A 19,887-nucleotide genomic window follows, 5' to 3' on the forward strand; every position below is an offset into this window, starting at 1 on the left:
TGCAACGCAGCCAACGGCGGAAGCGGTTCAAAGAAAGCACAATTCAAGGAGGAACACTGTGATCGGCAACAAGAAAATGCGGGCAATCGGGGCGGCCATCCTGGCCGTGTCGGTTGTCGGCGGCATCTCCGCCTGCTCGTCAGGCACCAGCGGCGCAAGCAGCAGCGCGGGCGGCAGCTACACGTTCTGGGACCCGTATCCCCAGTTCGACGCATCCAGCGACTGGGCCAAGCTCATCGCCAAGTGCGGCACCGATGCCGGCGTCACCATCAAGCGCACCGGCTACGACACCAGCGACCTGACCAACAAAGCGCTCCTGGCCGGCCAGCAGGGCAACTCGGCCGACCTGCTTCTCGTCGACAACCCCGTCGTCTCGACCCTGGCAGACGCCGGCATCCTGACCTCGACCGACGAGAACAAGCTCGACACCTCCGAGATCCAGAAGAACATCCTCGAGGCGGGCATCGTCGACGGCAAGACCTACGGTGTTCCGATCGGCGCGAACACGCTGGCGCTCTACTACAACAAGAAGGTCCTCAGCGCGACCGGTGTCGACATCTCGACGGTCAAGGACTGGACCTCGCTGACCGCAGCGCTCGCCAAGGTCAAGGCCGCAGGCAAGAAGGGCATCACCTTCTCGGCGATCGGCACCGAAGAGGGCAGCTTCCAGTTCCTTCCCTGGTTCTGGGGTTCCGGAGCCGACCTGACGAAGCTCGACTCGAGCCAGGCCGTCTCGGCGCTGACGCTGTGGACGGACTGGGTGAAGAAGGGATACGCCCCCAACTCGGTCATCAACAACACGCAGACCACCAGCTGGCAGGAGTTCGCCACCGGTGACTACGCCTTCGGCGAGAACGGAACGTGGCAGCTCGGCAACGTCAAGAAGGCCGGGATCGACTACGGCATCCTGACCGTTCCGGCCATGAACGGCGGCGACGCTGCTGCACCGACCGGCGGCGAGTTCATGACCATCCCGGTGCAGAAGGACGCCGCACGCTACGCCACGAGCGTCAAGATCGCGAAGTGCCTCACCAGCACGGACAACTTCGTGACCACCGACAACACGCTGTCGTACATCGCCCCGACCACGGCTGCCCAGCAGGCACAGGTCGCCCAGAACCCGGAGCTGAAGCCGTGGGTCGCCGCGGTCGCAGCAGCGAAGGGCCGCACCAGCGACAACCTCGGGACGAAGTACCCGAAGATATCGCAGCAGCTGTGGACCGCAGTGCAGAACTCACTGAGTGGATCGCAGTCGCCTGAGGCCGCACTCAAGGCGGCGCAGTCCGCGGCAGCCGCAGCAACCAAGTAGCAGGACCCCGCTCTACAAAGCAACAGAGGTAAAACCGATGACATCAACACAGGCGGCAGTTCCGCAGTCTGTCGGCGCACCAGGTGGGACGGCTCGCACCGTCTCACCTGGTCGCCCCTCCCGCCGCCGTTCCGGGCAGTGGGCGGCCTGGGCGTTCGTCGCCCCGGTCGTGATCTACCTGGTGGTCTTCTACGCGTTCCCGCTCTACCGAAACATCGAGCTGAGCGTCAAGGACTACACGGTCAGGTCGTTCGTCGAAGGAAACGCTCCCTTCGTCGGTTTCGACAACTACATCAAGGTGTTCCAGGACCCGACCTTCGCGCCGGCCTTCCTGCACACCGCGCTCTTCACCATCATCTCGATCGTCTTCCAGTTCACGATCGGCATGGCGCTGGCGGTGTTCTTCCACCAGAACTTCCGGCTCTCGGGCACGCTGCGCGCACTGTTCCTGGTGCCGTGGCTGCTGCCGCTGATCGTGTCTGCCTCGACCTGGTCGTGGATGCTCAACAGTGACTCCGGCGTCGTCAACGCGGTGCTGCACACCTTCGGCGTCGCCCCGGTGAACTGGCTCACGTCACCACAGTGGGCACTGACCAGCGTGATCATCGCCAACATCTGGATCGGCATCCCGTTCAACCTCGTGATCCTCTACAGCGGCCTGCAGAACATCCCGGCCGACCTGTACGAGGCGGCGTCGCTCGACGGCGCGAACGGCTGGCAGAAGTTCTGGCGTATCACCTTCCCGCTTCTCCGCCCGGTCTCGGCGATCACGATCCTGCTCGGCCTCGTCTACACGCTGAAGGTGTTCGACATCATCTGGATCATGACCAGGGGCGGTCCCGGTACCGCGTCGACCACGTTCGCGACCTGGTCGTACCAGCTCGGCTTCGGCTCGGTCCTGCCCGACTTCAGCCCCGCCGCAGCGGTCGGCAACGTGCTGATCATCCTCGCGCTGATCTTCGGCGTCATCTACATCCGCACCCAGCGAAAGCAAGACATCTCATGAACGGCAAGCGTCCCTGGTGGAAGACGGTCGTCGGCCTCGTGCTGACCGCCATCATGCTCTTCCCCGTGTACTGGATGATCAACGTCTCGCTCACCCCGACGACGGAGATGCGCAAGAGCCCACCCGACTGGTTCCCGCTGCACCCGACCCTCGAGGGCTACCAGGCTGTGATCAGCCAGCAGTTGCCTTACCTCGCAACCAGCCTGATCGTCGGTCTCGGCACCGTCGTGCTCACCGTCGTATTGTCGGCGCCGGCCGCATTCTCGCTCGCCAAACTCCGACCGGCCGGCCGGGGCATCCTGAACTTCGTGCTCCTGATCGCACAGATGATCCCCGGCATCATCATGGCGATGGGCTTCTACGCGATCTACCTCAACCTGGGCATCCTCAACACGCTCCCCGGTCTGATCATCGCCGATTCGACGATCGCCGTCCCCTTCGGCGTGCTCATCTTCTCGGCCTTCATGGCCGGGATTCCCAACGAGCTGATGCAGGCGGCGAAGATCGACGGTGCCGGCACGTGGCGCACGTTCCGCTCCATCGTCATGCCGGTGAGCCGGAACGCCGTCGTGACCGTCTCGCTGTTCGCGTTCCTGTGGGCCTGGTCGGACTTCATCTTCTCGTCGACCCTGAACTCGGGCGGCGACCTGCAGACGATCACCCTCGGCATCTACAAGTACATCGGCAACAACAACCAGGAGTGGAACGCCATCATGGCCACCGCCGTCGTCGCCTCCATCCCGACTGCGGTGCTCCTCGTGCTCGCCCAGAAGTACGTCGCAGCCGGCGTCACCGCCGGGGCGGTCAAAGACTGATGGGGGAGTCGTCCTGGTCTTTCGACGTCCGTGAGATCCCGTTCGCCCGCCGTGGATCGTGGATCGACCTGTCGCCCGTGATCGGCCTGCATCGCAGCGCCCCCAACGTGCACCTGGTCAGTCACCAGACGGGAATGCATCCGGTGTTCGAGTTCGTGCCCACCCGCGCCGGCGAGCCCGTCGCCGTGACGGTCACGGCGACGCCCGCGTCGCTTTCGTGGGCGGATGCGCGGGGCAGCATCGAAGCGACCTTCGAGTCGGCCGACACTCTCCGCATCCGCGGCGCCGGCCTGGGCCTGCGCCTGGTCGAGGCCGCGCGCGCCCTGACGCCGTTCTCGGGCGCCTACCTGATCACGGACCCGGTCGACGGCGCCTTCGTGCTCACAACGTACGAGACCGGGCGTCGCTACCGCGTCACCGTGCTTTCGGGTTCTGCCTCGGCCACCGGCGACGGCGCGCTTGGCGACGCCGACCGGCGGATCGACCTTGCGGACGACGAGCCCTGGGAGATCGCGCTCGAAGAGTTCGAGACCGCGCGCCCCGCCTTCGCGCAAAGCCAGGCTTTCGACGACGTCGTGGCCGCCGCTGCTGAAGAGTTCGACGCGTACCACCGAGCCCTCGCGCCTTCCGATGCCCCGGCATCCGTCAAAGCCGCCTATGTGCTCTGGTCGGCCACCGTTGCGCCATCCGGCTTCTTCGCACGCGAGGCGATCCTGATGTCCAAGCACTGGATGGACAAGGTGTGGAGCTGGGACCACTGCTTCAACGCGCTCGCCCTCGCTGCCGCCGACGTCGACGCCGCGCTCGACCAGTTCCTTCTTCCGTTCGACCACCAGGACACCACCGGCGCTCTGCCCGATTCGGTGGCGCACTCGGAACTTCTCTACAACTACGTCAAACCGCCGATCCACGGTTGGGCGTTCCAGGGAATCCGTGCGCGGGCGACCCGCGAGCTCACGACAGCCGAACTCACCACCGTCTACGATCGCCTGGCGAGCTGGACAGGGTTCTGGCTTCGGTCGCGCAGGGCTCCCGGGCATCGCCTCCCGTATTACCAGCACGGCAACGACAGCGGATGGGACAACTCGACCACCTTCGATGCCGACCGGGTGATCGAATCGCCCGACCTCGCCGCCTTCCTGATCCTCCAGCTCGACACCCTCGCCGACCTGGCCCTGGAACTGTCGATCGCCGACCAGGAGTGGAGTGCGCTCGCCAGCGACCTCGAAGCGGCCCTGCTGGAGCAGCTGTGGACCGGCGACCGGTTCATCGCCCGGTCGGCCACCACCGGAGAGGCAAGCAGCACGACCAGCCTGCTGAATGCACTGCCGATCGTGCTCGGCCAGCGACTGCCCCACGCCGTTGCGCAACACCTCGCCACACAGATCGAAAGCCACCTCACCGAGTGGGGACCGGCGACCGAGCTCGTGGAGTCAGACCGCTATGAGGCCGACGGCTACTGGCGCGGACCGATCTGGGCGCCATCGACCGCACTCATCGAAGACGGCCTCCGCAGGGCGGGCTTCGCCGCTCTTGCCGACACGATCTCGGCACGATTCCAGGCGCTGTGCGAGCGCAGCGGTTTCGCCGAGAACTTCGACGCCATCAGCGGGGCCGGCCTCCGCGACCGCGCCTACACCTGGACCGCAAGCGCCTACCTCGTGCTCGCGAGCGACACCGCAGCGCGCGAACGCGAACTGATGACAGCTACGGGAGAAGCATGACCAGCACCCTCGGCACCGCCACATCCGGCGGGCCGGTCGCGCCATCGCGCTCCCGGCTCCGGCCCCTGGGAAGTGGGGAAGTGCGCCTCGTCGACGGCTTCTGGGCTGAGAAGCAGGAGCTCAACGCGACGGCGATCATCGAGCACTGCCTGTCCTGGATGGAACGGATCGGCTGGATCGCCAACTTCGATCGTGCCGCCGACGGCACCGTGGCCGAGCAGCATTCCGGGATCGAGTTCGTCGACTCCGAGGTCTACAAGCTGCTCGAGGCGATGGCGTGGGAACTCGGTCGCGCCGACGATCCCGCACTCGACGAGACGTATCGATCCCTCGTCGCCCGCGTCGCCGCGGCACAGGAAGCGGACGGTTACCTGCACACGAGCTTCGGCCGGGCGGGACAACGGCCGCGCTACTCCGACCTCGAGTGGGGTCACGAGCTCTACTGCTTCGGGCACCTCATCCAGGCGGCTGTCGCGCGAATCCGCACAGGCCACGACGATCAGATCGTCGATGTCGCCCGTCGTCTCGCCGATCACGTCTATGTCGAGTTCGGCCCAGCAGGGCGCGACGCCATCTGCGGTCATCCGGAGATCGAGGCGGCGCTCGCCGAGTTCGGGCGAGCCACCGGGGATTCCCGCTACCTCGACCTCGCCCGGCTGCTGATCGAGCGTCGCGGTCACCGCACCCTCCGTACGACTCTGTTCCAGGGCAGCGACTACTTCCTCGATGACACCCCGGTGCGGGAGGCCGGGGTTCTGCGTGGCCACGCGGTGCGGGCGCTGTATCTGGCATCCGCTGCCGTCGACGTGGCCACCGAGTTCGGCGACGACGAGTTACTCGATGCCGTGAAACGGCAGTGGGACAACACGGTCGCCCGCCGCACGTACATCACCGGCGGCATGGGTTCTCACCACCAGAACGAGGAATTCGGAACCGACTACGAGCTCCCGGCGGATCGGGCCTACTCGGAGACGTGCGCATCGATCGCCTCTGTGATGCTCAGCTGGCGGCTGCTGCTGCAGACCGGCGACGCGAAATACGCCGACCTGATGGAGCGCACCCTTCTCAACGCCGTCCTGGTGTCGCCGCGCGCCGACGGCAAGGCGTTCTACTACGCGAACACTCTCCACCAGCGCGAACGCGGAAGCGTGCCGACGGAAGGCGAACTGAGCGAGCGTGCGGAGGCGAGCCTTCGCGCGCCGTGGTTCGAGGTCTCCTGCTGCCCGACCAATGTCGCGCGGACCCTCGCCAGCGTGTCCTCCTATATCGCGACCGCCACCGACGCAGGCATCCAGCTCCACCAGCTCGCGGATGCCGACATCACCACGGTCACGGGCGCCGGCGTGCCGGTTCGGGCGCGCGTTCGCACCGGCGGGTACCCCTACGGCGGCGACATCGTCGTGACCGTCGAAAGCCCGGACGTCGTCGAGGTGAGTGTGCGCATCCCATCCTGGGCGGTTGAGGATGCTGTGGCCACGATCGACGGTCGCCGACTGGATGTGGTCGACGGGTACGTTCGGTGGTCTGCCGTTTTCGACGAGACCAGCCCTCTGCGCATCGCGTTGCCGATGACCGCCCGATTCGTGGAGCCGTCGGAGCGCATCGATGCCGTGCAGGGCACGGTTGCCGTCGAGCGCGGTCCGCTTGTGCTCTGCCTCGAATCTGTCGACCTTCCTGGCGATCTCGACGTGGATGCGGTGCGAATCGACACCACCGTCGGACCCCGCACGACCGAGGACGGTGCCGAGGTGCTGCTCACACTGACTGGCGTGGCCGAGTCGTCGTGGCCCTACGGGGTCGGGGCACCGACGAGGGCAGCAGAATCCGCCTCGGTCCGGTTGCGGCCGTATGCGAACTGGGCGAACCGGGGACCGAGCACGATGCGCGTGTTCATCCCGCGCTCGCCCTCCTAGACCGCCTGGCCGCCGGTCACGTCATCGGTGCCGGCGGCCAGGTGTTACACGCGCGGAAGATTCCCGGCCGCCCGAGCGTTGCGCTTGGCATGGGTTGGAATGACGACAACATCAAGGCTTTCCGCGACAGCAACGGCACCACGAACTACTGGGGCCCGCGGCTGGTCATCTTGCACTCGATCGGGGCGAAGTCCGGCGAGGTCCGTCTGAATCCGGTCGTCGGTTTCCGCGACGAGGCCGGCTGGCGCGTGGTGGCGTCGAAGGGTGGCTCGCCCGAGAACCCTTCGTGGTACTACAACCTGCGAGCGCATCCGTCGATTGACATCGAGGCTGTCGTCGATGGCGAGGTCGTGACGGTTCCCGTGACGGCGACCGAGATCACCGGCGACGCGTGGCGGGTCGCATACGATGCGATCGCAGCTGAGGAGCCGCAATTCGGGGGCTATCTGGATAAGACCGACCGCCGTATCCCGGTCTTCCAGCTCACCCGCCGCTAGGAGTTACCGGGCCAGCGGGCGAAGCTGCTCGTCACTCACCGGGAACGAGACCGTGTAGTAGACCTGCGGCGCGGTCATGTCGCCCCAGTCGTCCTTCTTCACACGGATCGTGACAGTTGACACTTCAGCGATGCGAACCCGCAGCCAGGCGCCGTCATCGAGCCGCAATTCGTGCGGGTCGGCAAGGTAGCCCATCCCGAGCTCGTCGAGGGTCTCCTCCGCACGCATCCAGTCCACGACCTCTGTCGTGCGACGCCCCAGCAGGTCGATCGCGACGAAACCCTCGTCGACAGGCTGAATCCAGCCCACTCGCTCACCGTCGTGTGCGCGTCGGTGTTCGATCCAGTCCGATTCCATTCCAGAAGAGTATCGATCGACTCGGAGCGCAGACTAAACTCGGGCCAGCCTGTGCAGGTCGTCTGCGATCGGTGCACGTGTCCGAACCACTATGGTCCGCGGCCAGGAGGTCGCGAACGACCGGAGGCACACCATGGCCCGTCACGCTGGATTCGCGACCGCAGCAACGATCACTGAGCGCTTCGTCGATTCGGCGATCGAGTCCTACCTGGGCGAATATCTCGCCCCGCTCCGGTTCCCGATGCCACCCTCGATCACGATCGCCGGTACCACGGTGGCGTTCGACGGCTGGCTGCAGCTGCTTGCACCGACAGTGGAATTGCATCCGAACCCCGACGACCTGGTGCGAACCCACTTTGGTTTCACGGGTGCCATGTCTGCCGGAGTCAACACGCCACCCAGCCAGGTTGTCACGGTCGAGCTGGACGTCACGGTCGACTGCCGGTTCGTCAGCACCGTTGCGGATGACGGGCAGGTCACCGTCGGATTGGACACGAGCACGGTCGCGTTCCAGCCTCTGGTCATGAAAGGGTCACCGATTCCCCCAGAGATCAAGGACGCGCTCGAGTCCGCGCAGCTCGCCGATCTTCTGACCGGTTTTGTGCGCAGTCTGTCGCCGATCGTCGCCTCGCCGCCGCTCCTCAACGCATCCATCAGGTCCAGCCGACCGACCCCGGCGGGTGCGCTCGCATCCCTGTTCGAATGGTTCACCATCGACATCGTCGCGACAGACATCGTGGTGAAGGTGCTGGAGCACGCTGTGACGGTCGGAGTGGACGCCCGCGTCGTCGACTCGATCTCCAAGCAGGCCACCTTCGAAACCCATGGGGACGAAAACGCACTCGTCGATCTGACCGTCGTGCGGGGGCCCGGCGTGGTCTACACGTTCACGATCGACGAGGACACCGACCCGAAAGAGCAGCCCATCCTGACCAGCCATCAGGTGAGCAGCGGTGGCTCGATGGCATCCACAACCAACCTCGCCTTCCTCACTGCCGTGGTCGACCAGATTTCGCGCCAGATCTCGGGGACGTGGGTGTCTGCCAACGTCCGGATCAATTCGATCAGCCTCGGCTACACCACCTTCGACAAGGAATTCCGGGGCCGTCAGGATGCCCTGGCATTGAACTTCGATCTCACAATCGCACCGGGCAATGTCGGGGTGACCGGACGATTCCTCATTCAGCCCTATGAGACGGTGTGGGCTCAGCCGAGGGACCGCTCGCAATCCGCCTGGTGGCGGCTCTTCATCACAGAGCTCGATGTCGACACCGACTGGTGGCAGGAGGCCGCCCTCTTCACCCTCACCGTGTTCTTCGGCGCTCTGGTACCTGTCGTCGGCCCCATCCTGGCTCTCGCCGAGATCGCGCTCATCGCCGACCTGGTCCCAACATTGCTCGCGAACGTGGAGAACCAGGTAGTAAGAGGTCTGGATGCTCCGGGGAATCAGTTCTCGTTTCCGCGCTTGTGGAACAAACCGCTCCCGGGTCTGTCCCAGCCCAACTGGCAAGGCCAGTTCGAGTATGTCTCGGCTAACGCCGACGGTGTCGACCTCGCCATCGGTATGTGGGATGGGTTCCCGGACTCGCAGACGACTGCCGACGAATCTCCGTCAATGCTGAATTCCCACAGCGGTGAACTGATTCAGGGAACCTGGGGTCAGCGTGGCAACTTCGAACTGGTGGTGCCCCAGGGAGAGCGCATCGTCCACTATGCGCGGATGAACGATGCGCCGGCCTTCCCCTGGATCCACGTTGCCGATCTGCCCCTCCCGCATCTCCTGCTCGAGGGCGATGACGGACAAGTCGCGGAGTCCGGTCGCGTGGCGAACCTGCCGATGGGTGTGTCTCTCATTCAAAGCACGTTCAACGCTCCCGAGAACCCCGGCAATTTCGAGCTGGCCGTGCGGATGCGAGACGCATTGCACCCCGGCGACGACCAAGCCGACTGGCTTGCCTCCTTCTACTTCGACAGCGTCGCGCGGTCATGGCGTGGACCGTTCCGCATCACACTCGGAGACGCTGCCATCGGGTACGTGTCCGGAGATCCGGCGCTGATCCAGAGCACCTGGGGTGGGCGCCCGGGCAACTTCGAACTGGTCGTTCCGCAAGGCGACCGTCTCGTTCACTATTCACGCCTGAACGATCGTGACGCGCATCCGTGGCTGCATGTCGCCGACCTGCCCGTGCCCGCTCTCCTTCTCGAGGATGGCCGTGGTCACGTCAGCGCCAGCGGTCAGGCGGGTGCGATCGCCCTCGGCGTCGCGCTCATCGAGAGCAATTTCAACACGCCGGGATACCCGGGCAACCTCGAACTCGTTGTGCGATTCCGCAGCGCACTCACGCCGGACGATGCCGCCGATGACTGGCTCGCCGCCTACTACTTCGACAGCATCGGTCGTGCGTGGAGCGGACCTCACACCATCGCAGTGGGCGGCGTTCCGATCCGCGGTGTCACCGGCGATCCGACACTCATCCAGAGCACCTGGGGCGGACCCAACGGCAACTTCGAACTTGTCGTGCCACGCGGCGATCGCCTCACCCACTACGCGCGCTTCAACGACCAGCCGGGATTTCCGTGGGCACACCTTTCCGACCTGCCGCTGCCGGCCCTCCTCCTCGAGGGCGGTCACGGCACGACGGAGTCCAGCCAACCGGGAGTCATCGTCCTCGGCGCATCGTTGATTCAGAGCACGTTCAACACGCCCGACAATCCCGGAAACTTCGAGCTGGCCGCTCGGTTCAGGAGTGCATCGACACCCGACGACACCGACAACGATTGGCTCGCCTTCTACACGCTCGACAGCATCAGCCGCACCTGGAATGCCCCGAGGACGGTCAGCGTCAACGGCCAGCCGGTCACAGGACTCACAGGATTCTGAGGTGGGGCCGGCCGGTCGAGCCGCTCAGCCTCCTGGCCGTCGGCCAGGCGCCCCGCGATGCGCGCTAGCCGATCGCAGCGGTCATCGCGTCGCACTTCGCAGTGTCGTCGCCGGCGTATTCGTGTGGCCCGTGTACGAGCAGTTGCTGACTGAGGAGGTTCCCGTCGGAGTCGACCGTGTCGATTATCGCCAGGTACCCCACGTCTTTCAGCAGGACGCTGCTGTGAGACGTGTAGATCCTCGTGTCCCTGCCTGTGAGGGTGTCGGTGAAGGTGGTGGTGCCGTCGGGGTTGAGCACTCCGCCGTCGCTGAAGGCGTTCCGGCCCGCGCTGTCGACGTACACCACTTTGCCGTTCGCCACGTTGGTCAGGGTGCTCACGACGTGTGATTCCTCCTGATAGGACGCGGTGCCCGATGCATCGATGGTGATCTTGAACGTGTCCGTGCCCGTGATCACGGAATTCACCGTGAAGCCGCATTGATCGATGCCGGTCAGCGTGACATTGACTTTGGTGTGGATGACCTGCGGCGGTGTGGCGGCCACGGCAGGCGTCGCGGTGAGCAAACCCGCCACGAGCGTCATCAGTCCGGTCAGCGCGACGACGTACACACTTCGTTTCATCGTTCTCCCTCGGCTCCATCGGAGCGCACGCAGACAAGGAAGAAGTGAACTGCACCGTGGACTTTGCCTGTGAGTCGCTCCGATGCCACTGACAAGTGTGGCACCGGACTGGAGGGCTGTATATAGTGAGCGGTCCTCAATTCCCTGCGAGTGAAGTGGAATTCTTGCAAGCGCTTACGGGCAGCTGAACAGCTGAGTAGTGTGACGAGGGTGGATCTCCAGCTTGAAGACCGTGTCGTCCTGGTCGTCGGCGGCCATGGCCTGATCGGTACTGCCGTGGTGCGGCGACTTCGCGCAGAGGGTGCAACAGTGGTTCCGGCATCCCGCCACGCCCCCGATGGTCTCGTGATGGATGCTGCGAGCGACGACTCCGTCTCGGCGGGGCTGTCCTGGATCATGGCGGAGCACGGACGCATCGATGGCCTGGTGGTCGCAGCGGCTCCCAGCGCCCAGACTCTCGACCCGGCCCGCAACGCGGACCCCGACCAGGTGCTGGATGCTCTGAACGGCAAGGCGCTGACGTTCCTGCGCGTCGTGAATGCGACCCTGCCTCTCATGGAGGCCGCCGGTTACGGCCGGGTTGTCGGAGTCAGCGGCCAGAACGCCTTCGTCACCGGCAACATCACCGGGTCGATCCGCAACGCCGCGCTCATCATCGCGGCGAAGAACCTCGCGGATGCGGTGGCGGGCACCGGCGTGACCGTCAACTCGGTCAGCCCTGGCATCGTCGCCCCCGAACCCTCTCGCGACGTGAACGTCGGTGGGAGTGGCCAGGCCAGCCCGGACGAGATCGCGGATCTGATCGCTTTTCTCGTCTCACCACTGGCGGGATCGATCAGTGGCGAGTCCATTGCGGTGGGCCATCGACTGCGCGGCGCCACTGGACTGTAATCGCGCGTCTTCCGCCTCCTCCAACTCCACGACGCGGCGAAAGGCCTTGTCGGGCGGCCCGTACGCCGAATAGAGTTCGATCGCCAGTTCGTCGACGAACGGAGTGCTCATGCCCGCAACCGCCCTGCCCTCGAGCGGCGATGCACCGAAAGATCCAGCAGGAGCTGCCAAGACCTGCGACGCGCGTGGAATGGCCGAGATCCACCGGCTGTTCCGTTCCGGGTTCGCCGAGGGGCCCGCGCTGGTCTCGGGTGTTGCCGACGGCGACTCTGCGCACGCGGATGTCGTCGGCGATCACCTCTCGATGCTGTCCGTCGAACTCCACGCGCATCACGAAGGCGAAGACACCCACCTGTGGGGAACGCTCGAGCAGCGCACGCCCGCGTGCTCTGTGCACGTCGAGCGCATGAAGCAGCACCACGCCGAGTTGCTCGTGCACCTGAAGGAGATGGATGCCGCACTGCCCGCCTGGCGGGCGAGCGGGCGGGAAGCGGATGCGGTCACCGTGCGATCAGCCCTCGACGGAATCAACGCCGCTCTCGCTGTGCACCTGCCCGACGAGGAGGCGAACATCGTTCCCGTCATCGAGACGACGCTGACACCGAAAGAGGTCGAGTGGTTCGCAGACCACGGGCGCAAGGCGACCCCGAAAGGCAAGACCTGGGAGACGTTGGGCGCGATTCTCGCAGCCCAGCCCGACGGCGGCGCCGAATGGCAGCGTGAGAACCTGCCGGCGCCGGCCCGGCTGCTGTGGCGCATCGTCGGCAAAAGACAGTACGAGAAGAACCGGCAGGAACTGACCCGAGGTGTTGCAGGGTGAGACCGCTGCCCGGGTGAGACGGGCATCGGCGATACTGGTGAGTCTGTACCGTCTGGAGGACGATCCATGCTCACGCTCACCGAGAAGGCCATCCGCGAATCGTTTGTGAACGCGTCGCGTAAAGAGGTCTCCGACCTGACCTTGCCGGAAGGGTTCGGCGACATCGACTGGGACAGGCTCGACTATCTCGGCTGGCGCGACCGCAAGATCGCGAGGCGCGCCTACGTCGTGGTGCCGAGCAGCGATGGGATGGTGGGCATCCTTCTCAAGCGGGCGGAGGCCACGCCCCGCGCACGCGCCCAGTGCTCATGGTGCCAGGACGTGCAACTGCCGAACGATGTCGTGTTGTACGCCGCGAAGCGGTCGGGTCAGGCGGGTCGCAACGGCAACACGGTCGGCACGCTGGTCTGCGCCGACTTCGAATGCTCGTCGAACGTGCGCAAGCTGCCGCCGCTCGCCTATGTCGGCTTCGACCGGGATGCTGCGCGTGAGGAGCGCATCGCCCGCCTGCAGGTGCGGGCGGCAGGGTTCGCGGGGTCCGTCCTGGAGTAGTCGTGCCCAGAAAGAACGTTATCGGCGGCCTTCGACCGTAAGGCTGGCCTTCGAGTCCAGTCCGGCTGCGCGCGCCTGCAGATCGTTCAAGGCACCTGCGGCGTGAAGGGAGAACGGTTCGTCAGCAGGGGACGCGAGCCAGCGCTCGAAGCCGACCGAGAAGGCGAGCATCCCCAGTTCCGCCCCGAGCCGGGCGCTCAGATCGTCTGCTCCCCGTTCGTGCAGGGCATCGCTGATCGACCTGGCGATCCGGGCATGCTTGAGCAGTCCCCGCTCCTGGACTTCGGCATTCCCCGCGACCACGAGCACGCGTGTGGCCGCCTTCGCCCGCTGCTGTGAGGTCATCGCGACGTCGGCGGACGCGAACGCGTTGTGCAGGCACTCGATGAGCGTGGCATCGGGGGAGGCGGCCCGGATGCCGTCGGCGAAGAGTCCGACCAGTACGTCTTCACCGCCGAACAGGACCTCCCGCTTGTCGGCGAAGTGGCGGAAGAACGTGGCGCGGTTCAAGCCGGCGCGATCAGCGATCTGCGCGACGGTCGTCTCTTCGTAGCCGTTCTCGACGAACAGGTCGAGTGCGGCGCTTTCCAGGCGCTCACGCGCATCCGGTGCCCACCTGCTCATCGGCACAGTCTAAGCGACGCGACCGGATCGCATCATTGCGCGATTTTGATGCGACTGAGTCGCATGGAGGTGTTACAGTGAACCTCATGCGCATCTTCGTCACCGGGGCTTCCGGTTGGGTCGGCTCATCTGTCGTCCCCGAACTTCTCAGCGGCGGTCACCAGGTTGTCGGGCTGGCCCGTTCGGACGCGTCCGCCACAGCTGTCGCCGATCTCGGCGCCGAGGTGTTGCGCGGCGACCTGAACGACACGGACGTGCTGCGCGCCGGCGCTCTCGACAGCGATGGCGTCATCCACCTGGCCTTCGTCGTGCCGAGCGTGAGCGAGGCTGCGACGCAGACCGACGCCAGGGCCGTCGAGACGTTTGCGACAACCCTCGCCGACACCGGCAAGCCGCTGGTGGTCTCCGGCGGAACGCTCACCGTGCCCGGACGAGTCGCCACCGAACGCGACGAGCTCGTCGCCGCCGGGCCGATCGCGGCTCGCATCACCAACATGAAGGCCGCACTCGCGGCGGCAGACCGGGGTGTTCGTTCCTGCCTGGTCATGCTGCCCCGCTCGGTGCACGGCGCCGGGGACCGTCACGGCTTCATCCCCCAGCTCATCGCCATGGCCCGCACCAGGGGCATCTCCGGCTACATCGGCGAGGGTCGAGCCGTTGGCCTGCCGTCCATGTGAAGGACGCCGCACGTCTCTACCGTCTGGCCGTCGAGCGCGCCCCCGCCGGCGCGGTGCTCAACGCTGTCGGCGACGAAGGTGTGCCTGTCCGCGAGATCGCCGAGGCCATCGGTCGCCACCTGAACCTGCCGGCCGCCCCGCTCCCCGCCGCGGAGTATGAGGGAATGTTCGTGCGCCTGCTCACCACCGACATGCCCGCCTCCAGTGCCATCACCCAAACCCTGCTCGGCTGGACGCCCACCCACCCCGGCCTCATCGAGGACATCGAACTGGGTCACTATTTCGCGTAGCGCTCAAATGAGCGGTCTACCCCCGGACGAGTTTTCTGTACGTTCATTCAGAATACAGAGTCCGGTTTCAGGCAATCCCTAGGTTGACCGAGGACTCATCCGCCCTCCATCTCTCAAGGAGAACACAATGTCAACCAGATTCGGCAGGCTGGCGCGTGCCACCGTCGCCGCGATCGCGGGAGCCGGCCTCGCCGCCGGCGCCTTGGTCGCGTCGCCGGCGTTCGCCAGCACAGACGGCACCGGTGTCGTCATCAACGAGGCCTATCTCTCCGGCGGCAGCGCCGGAGCGGCCTACTCCAGCAAGTTCGTCGAGCTCTACAACCCGGGCTCGCAGGCCGTCAGTCTCACGGGCTGGAGCGTGCAGTATCGGCCCGCCACGGGAACGGGCGCCTCAACCGGTGTCGTGCCCCTGAGCGGGACGATCGCCGCGAAGAGCTATTTCCTCGTCGGTGGCGGCTCCAACGGAACCAACGGAGCGGCCCTGCCCGCACCCGACGTCTCGAGCAACGCCCTGAACCCGAGCGGAACGACGGGCACGCTCATCCTGGCGACAACGGCGACGGCGCTCACCGTCCCGTCCGGCTCCGTGACGAATGCCCCGAACGTCGCCGACCTTCTCGGCTATGGCACGTCCAACACGTTTGAGAAGGCCAAGGCGGTCGCGCCGACCGGGAACACCGACGTCAAGTCGTTCGTACGCGGCGATTTCGCCGACACCGACGACAACAGCGCGGACTTCGGTCTGACGGCGACCATCACGCCCCAGAACTCGGCCAGCCCGGCAGAGGGAACCGACCCCGGGAACGGTACGGACCCCGGAGACGGCACCGACCCCGGAACCGGCGGCGACCCGGGTCCGCCCGGGACCGTCAGCATCGCTGACATCCAGGGAACCGGCGACGTCAGCCCGAAGGCCGGCGCGACGGTCGCCACCGTCGGCGTGGTCACCGCACAGTATGCGACCGGCGGCTTCAACGGCTTCTACATCCAGACCCCGGGTACCGGTGGCGCTGTCGACCTCGCCGGCCACACCGCATCCGACGCGGTCTTCGTCTTCGGGTCCGCTTTCGCTGGCACGGTCGCACCTGGCGACTACGTGAAGGTGACCGGCGCCGTCAGCGAGTTCAACGGGCTCACGGAGATCACCGCAAGCGCTGTCTCCAAGCTCGACGCCTCGACGGTGACAGCTCCGGTGCCCGCGACCGTCGGGCTTCCGGGGACTGCCGCACAGCGAGAAAGCCTCGAGGGCATGCTGATCGCGCCGCAAGGAGCGTTCACCGTCACCGACGTCTACTCGGCCAACCAGTATGGAGAGATCGCTCTCGCTGCCGGCGACAAGCCGCTGGTGCAGGCGACCGAGACCGCCCGTCCCGGTTCGGCGGAGTACACGGCTGCGCTCGCAGCCAATGCCGCCCGCTCCGTCACGCTCGACGACGGGGCATCGACCAACTTCCTCAGCGCGGCCAACAAGTCGAAGCCGTTGCCGTACCTCTCACTGACCGCTCCGGTCCGCGTCGGCGAGGCCGTGACCTTCACACGGCCCGTTGTCCTCGACTACCGCAACAGCGCCTGGAAGTTCCAGCCCACCGCCGAACTGACCCCTGCGAACGCGGCAGCCGTGCAGCCGGTGGCGTTCTCGAATACGCGCAGTGCTGCACCTGTGAACGTGGGCGGCGACCTCCGCCTGGCCACCTTCAACGTGTTGAACTATTTCACGACGACCGGCGACCAGCTGAGCGGATGCACGTTCTACACCGATCGCGACGGCAACAGGATCACCGTGAACACAGGCTGCGATGCCCGCGGTGCGGCCGACGCGACCAGTCTCAAGCGGCAGCAGGACAAGATCGTCGCGGCGATCAATGGCCTCACCGCCGACGTGGTGTCGCTCGAAGAGATCGAGAACTCGGCGCGGTTCGGTCTGAACCGCGATGACGCGCTGTCGACGCTTGTCGCTGCGCTCAACACCGCAGCAGGAAGCGACGTGTGGGCGTATGTGAAGTCGCCCTCGACTGTCCCGTCCAGCGAAGACGTCATCCGCACCGCCTTCATCTATAAGAAGGCGAACGCACAGCCGGTCGGTGAGTCGCGCATCCTCGACGATGTCGCATTCAGCAACGCTCGGCAGCCGCTGGCACAGGCCTTCAAGAAGGTCGGAACGAAGGACTCGTCCGCGTTCGTCGCGATCGTCAACCACTTCAAGTCCAAGGGCTCGGGCACGGGGGCGGATGCAGACCAGGGCGACGGCCAGGGCGCATCGAATGCGTCACGGGTCAAGCAGGCGCAGGCCCTGGTGGCCTTCGCGAACGAGCGCAAAGCGACCCTCGGCCTCGACAAGGTGCTCCTGATCGGCGACTTCAACGCCTACCTCAACGAAGACCCGATCAAGGTCCTCACCGACGCCGGCTACATCGACCAGGTCACGAGCCGCACCCGGAAGTACACGTACTCGTTCGACGGCACGGTCGGATCGCTCGACCACGTGCTCGCCTCGCCGGCCGCCGACAAGGCGATCTCGGGCGCCGATGTGTGGAACATCAACTCGGTCGAATCGGTCGCTCTAGAGTACAGCCGGTACAACTACAACGTCACCAACTTCTACGCGGCCGACCCTTACCGGTCGAGCGACCACGACCCGATCGTGGTGGGACTCGGGCTCAAGGCCGCCCCGGTGACGCTGAACCTGCTGAACATCAACGATTTCCACGGCCGGATCGACAGCAACACTGTGAAGTTCGCCGGCACCGTCGAGAAACTGCGGGCGCAGGCGGGCGACGCGAATTCGCTCTTCCTCTCCGACGGCGACAACATCGGTGCGTCCTTGTTCGCCTCGGCGTCCGCCGGTGACATCCCGACGATCGACGTGCTCAATGCGCTCGAACTGAAAGCGAGTTCGGTGGGCAACCACGAGTTCGACAACGGCTTCTCCGACCTGACCGGCCGGGTGAAGGACGCCGCCGCATTCAGCTACCTCGGCGCCAACGTGTACAAGAAGGGCACGACGGACCCGGCACTTCCGGAGTACGCCGTGTTCGCAGTGGACGGCCTCAAGGTCGGCGTGATCGGAGCGGTGACCGAGGAGACCCCGGCCCTCGTCTCGCCGGGCGGCATCTCGACGCTCGACTTCGGCGACCCGGTGGCAGCGGTGAACCGCGTCGCGACGCAGCTCACCGACGGGGACCCGTCGAACGGCGAAGCGGATGTGCTGGTGGCGGAATACCACGAGGGCGCCGGCTTCGGCACGCCCGACGGCTCGACCCTCGAGAAGGAGCTTGCCGCAGGCGGCGCCTTCGCCGACATCGTCACCAAGACGAGCCCGAAGGTCGCGGCCATCTTCACCGGCCATACCCACAAGCAGTACGCGTGGGACGCCCCGGTCCCCGGTGTCGACGGAGCAACCCGTCCCATCGTCCAGACCGGCAGCTACGGTGAGAACATCGGTCAGGTCACGCTGACGGTGGATCCGGAGACCGACGCGGTCACCGGCCACACCGCCCGCAATGTGGCCCGCACGACGGAAACCGACGCATCCCTCGTCGCCGCGTACCCCCGGGTCGCGACCGTGAAGACGATCGTCGACAAGGCGCTCGCCGATGCAGCGGTCATCGGCAACCAGAAGGTCGGCTCGGTGACGAAGGACATCACCACGGCCTACCTCGGCGGTGCCCGTGACGACCGGATGAGCGAGTCCACCCTGGGCAACCTGGTCGCCGATTCCCTGCTCACCACCCTTTCGCCCGCGGAGCTCGGCGGTGCCGAGATCGGTGTGGTGAACCCGGGCGGCCTCCGTGCCGACCTGCTGTACGGCGCAGACGGGAGCATCAGTTACGCCCAGGCGAACGCGGTGCTCCCGTTCGTGAACAACCTGTGGACGACGACCCTCACCGGGGCGCAGTTCAAGCAGGCGCTCGAACAGCAGTGGCAGCGGAACGCGGACGGCACCGTGCCGAGCCGGCCGTTCCTGAACCTCGGTCTGTCGAAGAACGTCAGCTACACCTACGACGCCTCCCGTGCCGAGGGCGACCGCATCACCAGCATCATCGTGAACGGTCAGCCGATCGATGTGGCGAAACCGTACCGGATCGGGTCATTCTCGTTCCTCGTGCAGGGCGGGGACAACTTCCGCGCCTTCGCTGCAGGAACGAACACGAAGGACTCGGGCCTCATCGACCGTGACGCCTGGATCGGTTACTTGCAGAAGAACAGCCCGGTCTCGCCGAGCTTCGCCAAGCGCGGCGTCAGCGTCAGCGGTGTACCGACCGGTGTGCTGCAGCGGGGCGAGCAGGTGTCGTTCACGGTGTCGAAGCTGAATCTGACCTCACTCGGCAGCCCGGCGAACACGTCGCTTCAGCTGACCTGGGCGGGCAGTTCGGCCGCGCTCGGCAGCGTGCCGGTGGATGCTGCCGGCACGGCGACCGTGTCGTTCACTGTTCCAGCGGACGCGGCGGGGGCGGGCACGCTGGTCCTCTCGGCTCCGGACTCGGGTACGACGGTCCGCGTCGCACTCACCGTGGCGGAGCTGCCGGCGAACCCGAAGCCCTCGGGTGACCCGACGGCGGCCAGTCACTCCGTGCTGAAGAAAGCGCTCGAGGATCTGGTGACGGTCGATCGGGGCACCTACCGTGCCGGCGACAGCATCCGGATCGCGGTCGGAGCAGGGCACGCGGGCGATTGGGTCTCGGTGTGGGCCTATTCGCCGGCGAAGGACATCGGGGGACGCTGGGTCCAGGTACCGGATGACGGCATCCTGAAGCTGACCCTGACGTCGTGGATCGGCAACGGCAACACGACCCTGTCCGTCCAGAATGCGGCGGACCAGGTGCTCGGCTGGACGACCTTCAAGGTCGTCTCGAAGTAGCGCGGTAGCAGCGGCCGCCGGGCGCAGCACTCCTGCACCCGGCGGCCGTCC

General features: G+C 66.0%; 16 protein-coding genes. 13 read left to right on the forward strand and 3 right to left on the reverse strand.

The features are described 5' to 3' along the window. The first annotated feature begins 58 nt into the window (after window positions 1-58). The 6 genes from ACPPVQ_RS02510 to ACPPVQ_RS02535 all read left to right on the forward strand — a co-directional run bounded on the left by ACPPVQ_RS02510 (window position 59) and on the right by ACPPVQ_RS02535 (window position 7,264). Window positions 59-1,309, forward strand: a complete 1,251-nt coding sequence (locus ACPPVQ_RS02510) for a sugar ABC transporter substrate-binding protein (protein WP_426518298.1) — start codon at window positions 59-61, stop codon at window positions 1,307-1,309. 37 nt (window positions 1,310-1,346) lie between these two features. Further along, window positions 1,347-2,315: a carbohydrate ABC transporter permease gene (locus ACPPVQ_RS02515; protein ID WP_426518300.1), complete on the forward strand. Its 969-nt coding sequence runs from the start codon at window positions 1,347-1,349 to the stop codon at window positions 2,313-2,315. After that, window positions 2,312-3,130, forward strand: coding sequence for a carbohydrate ABC transporter permease (locus ACPPVQ_RS02520; protein WP_426518302.1), 819 nt, complete (start codon window positions 2,312-2,314; stop codon window positions 3,128-3,130). The genes ACPPVQ_RS02515 and ACPPVQ_RS02520 overlap by 4 nt, the downstream gene beginning before the upstream one ends. Next, on the forward strand, window positions 3,130-4,854 hold the full coding sequence (locus tag ACPPVQ_RS02525) for an amylo-alpha-1,6-glucosidase (RefSeq protein WP_426518304.1): 1,725 nt from the start codon (window positions 3,130-3,132) through the stop codon (window positions 4,852-4,854). Before ACPPVQ_RS02520 ends, ACPPVQ_RS02525 begins: the two co-directional genes overlap by 1 nt. Further along, window positions 4,851-6,767 (forward strand): glycoside hydrolase family 127 protein, encoded by a 1,917-nt coding sequence (locus ACPPVQ_RS02530; RefSeq protein ID WP_426518306.1) that lies wholly within the window; start codon window positions 4,851-4,853, stop codon window positions 6,765-6,767. Before ACPPVQ_RS02525 ends, ACPPVQ_RS02530 begins: the two co-directional genes overlap by 4 nt. Before the next feature lie 89 nt (window positions 6,768-6,856). Further along, window positions 6,857-7,264, forward strand: coding sequence for a nitroreductase/quinone reductase family protein (locus ACPPVQ_RS02535; protein ID WP_426518308.1), 408 nt, complete (start codon window positions 6,857-6,859; stop codon window positions 7,262-7,264). Between the two features lie 3 nt (window positions 7,265-7,267). On the opposite strand, the gene ACPPVQ_RS02540 is transcribed toward ACPPVQ_RS02535, so the two are convergent. Beyond that, window positions 7,268-7,621: a hypothetical protein gene (locus tag ACPPVQ_RS02540; protein ID WP_426518310.1), complete on the reverse strand. Its 354-nt coding sequence runs from the start codon at window positions 7,619-7,621 to the stop codon at window positions 7,268-7,270. Window positions 7,622-7,754: 133 nt separating this feature from the next. Here ACPPVQ_RS02540 and ACPPVQ_RS02545 point away from each other — a divergent pair, with 133 nt between their 5' ends. Next, a complete protein-coding gene (locus ACPPVQ_RS02545; RefSeq protein ID WP_426518312.1) occupies window positions 7,755-10,502 on the forward strand; it encodes a hypothetical protein in 2,748 nt (915 codons plus the stop codon). Window positions 10,503-10,566: 64 nt separating this feature from the next. Here the strand turns inward: ACPPVQ_RS02545 and ACPPVQ_RS02550 are convergent, their stop codons facing one another. Next, window positions 10,567-11,124 (reverse strand): hypothetical protein, encoded by a 558-nt coding sequence (locus ACPPVQ_RS02550; protein ID WP_426518314.1) that lies wholly within the window; start codon window positions 11,122-11,124, stop codon window positions 10,567-10,569. A 210-nt stretch (window positions 11,125-11,334) separates the two neighbouring features. Here ACPPVQ_RS02550 and ACPPVQ_RS02555 point away from each other — a divergent pair, with 210 nt between their 5' ends. The 3 genes from ACPPVQ_RS02555 (at window position 11,335) to ACPPVQ_RS02565 (ending at window position 13,387) form a co-directional block, all read left to right on the forward strand. After that, on the forward strand, window positions 11,335-12,015 hold the full coding sequence (locus ACPPVQ_RS02555) for an SDR family NAD(P)-dependent oxidoreductase (RefSeq protein ID WP_426518316.1): 681 nt from the start codon (window positions 11,335-11,337) through the stop codon (window positions 12,013-12,015). Window positions 12,016-12,124: 109 nt separating this feature from the next. After that, the gene (locus tag ACPPVQ_RS02560) at window positions 12,125-12,835 is read left to right on the forward strand and encodes a hemerythrin domain-containing protein (protein ID WP_426518318.1); all 711 of its coding nucleotides are present in this window, start codon (window positions 12,125-12,127) and stop codon (window positions 12,833-12,835) included. 66 nt (window positions 12,836-12,901) lie between these two features. After that, a complete protein-coding gene (locus tag ACPPVQ_RS02565; RefSeq protein ID WP_426518320.1) occupies window positions 12,902-13,387 on the forward strand; it encodes an FBP domain-containing protein in 486 nt (161 codons plus the stop codon). Between the two features lie 18 nt (window positions 13,388-13,405). Here ACPPVQ_RS02565 and ACPPVQ_RS02570 read toward each other — a convergent pair whose 3' ends face one another. After that, window positions 13,406-14,011 (reverse strand): TetR/AcrR family transcriptional regulator, encoded by a 606-nt coding sequence (locus ACPPVQ_RS02570; RefSeq protein WP_426518322.1) that lies wholly within the window; start codon window positions 14,009-14,011, stop codon window positions 13,406-13,408. Between the two features lie 86 nt (window positions 14,012-14,097). Here ACPPVQ_RS02570 and ACPPVQ_RS02575 point away from each other — a divergent pair, with 86 nt between their 5' ends. From ACPPVQ_RS02575 to ACPPVQ_RS02585, 3 genes are all read left to right on the forward strand, one after another. After that, window positions 14,098-14,688 (forward strand): NAD-dependent epimerase/dehydratase family protein, encoded by a 591-nt coding sequence (locus ACPPVQ_RS02575; RefSeq protein WP_426518324.1) that lies wholly within the window; start codon window positions 14,098-14,100, stop codon window positions 14,686-14,688. Continuing rightward, window positions 14,685-14,978 carry a nucleoside-diphosphate sugar epimerase gene (locus tag ACPPVQ_RS02580; protein WP_426518326.1) on the forward strand — a complete coding sequence of 98 codons (294 nt, stop codon included), beginning with the start codon at window positions 14,685-14,687 and terminating at the stop codon, window positions 14,976-14,978. The genes ACPPVQ_RS02575 and ACPPVQ_RS02580 overlap by 4 nt, the downstream gene beginning before the upstream one ends. Window positions 14,979-15,105: 127 nt before the next feature. After that, window positions 15,106-19,836, forward strand: a complete 4,731-nt coding sequence (locus ACPPVQ_RS02585) for an ExeM/NucH family extracellular endonuclease (RefSeq protein WP_426518328.1) — start codon at window positions 15,106-15,108, stop codon at window positions 19,834-19,836. The last annotated feature ends 51 nt before the right edge of the window (window positions 19,837-19,887 follow it).

The organism is Leifsonia sp. McL0618, assembly GCF_049994905.1.
In the GTDB taxonomy this organism is placed as follows: domain Bacteria; phylum Actinomycetota; class Actinomycetes; order Actinomycetales; family Microbacteriaceae; genus Diaminobutyricibacter.